Annotated in this window: 1 protein-coding gene; it reads right to left on the bottom strand. The window is 58.5% G+C overall.

Annotated elements, in window-relative coordinates:
• Positions 1-29 precede the first annotated feature (29 nt).
• Positions 30-1055 carry an IS630 family transposase gene (locus AB0C16_RS40045; RefSeq protein WP_357691375.1) on the bottom strand — a complete coding sequence of 342 codons (1026 nt, stop codon included), beginning with the start codon at positions 1053-1055 and terminating at the stop codon, positions 30-32.
• Positions 1056-1118 lie beyond the last annotated feature (63 nt).

Raw genomic sequence — 1118 nt, 5'->3', positions numbered from 1 at the left:
TTGATCTAAGGTGCTCATGGGTTTCTGGACTATCCTTCGGCTGCTGTGATGTAGGCGAGGTTGGGGTCGCGGAAGAAGCTGCGGATGAGAGCCGGTGTCTTCTGCAGGCGCCGGAGTCCGGAGAGCATGAGGGCTTTCACCTGCTGAATCCCATCGACAGCCGCGCGACCAACATGGTCGTGCTTGACGTTCTTCCAGACCCACTCGTCCGGGTTGAGTTCGGGCGAGTAGGCCGGAAGGAAGAACAACTTGAGCATGCCGTTGCTGTCGTCGGCGAACTTCTTGAGGAGCTTGGCCCGGTGGACGCGACTGTTGTCGAGGATGAGGTACACCGGATGTCCGTCACTGTCTGACATTAGTCGCTTACAGAACGCTTTGAAATCTTCAGCCTTGATGCCCTTGTCGAAGAGCTGGAAACGAAGGTGGCCTTGCCGGTTGACGGCTGACACCATGAAGGCGGATTTCTTGGCTCCGGTGTGCTTGACGGTCGGCGTCTGGCCGACCGGCGCCCAGGTCGTCCCGGCGTGATAGTGGGTGCCGATGGCCGCCTCATCTGCGAAGTAGATGATGGCGCCGGCATCCTTCGCCTCCTTGACGATCTTCGGGTATTCCTCGGATTTCCAGCGCTCAACCAATTCCGGATTCTGCTGGTAGGCCTTATAGAGCGGTCTTTGCGGTGACATGCCGAGCTGGCGTAGCACACGGCCGACACTGGCAACTGACAATCTGACGCCGAAGCGTCGCCTGATGAGCTCTTGAATCATGGCGCGGGTCCACAGCGCCAGCCCGAAGCTCAACTGGCGGGGATCGCAGCCCACTAGCAGCGCATACAGGCTGGAAATCTGCTCGGAGGTGAGTTTGGAGTCCGGGCCGCGCATCTTCTTCGTCTTCAGGCCGGCCTCGCCGTACTCGCGATAATCACTCTGCCATGCAAAGAGTGACGCTCTGGATACGTTGAGAATCCGGGCGAGATTGTCGGCCGACTCTCCCTGTTCCAGCATGTGCACAGCGTGCAGTCGCTCCTCGAACGTGGCCCGCCGCCCCTTTAACGCCATGCATTCATGATCTCACAGAATGTAATTCCATGGGTCCAGAAACCCATAATCTCCTTAGATCAT

The sequence above is a fragment of the Nonomuraea sp. NPDC048916 genome, from assembly GCF_040649575.1.
Taxonomy (GTDB): Bacteria; Actinomycetota; Actinomycetes; order Streptosporangiales; family Streptosporangiaceae; genus Nonomuraea.
The sequence above is the reverse complement of the archived record's forward strand: the minus strand, read 5'-3'. Positions and strand labels throughout refer to the sequence as shown.

What these genes read in the sequence shown, in the direction of transcription:
- AB0C16_RS40045 (WP_357691375.1), bottom strand. Translation starts at nt 1,055, where the DNA reads ATGGCGTTAAAGGGGCGGCGGGCCACGTTCGAGGAGCGACTGCACGCT.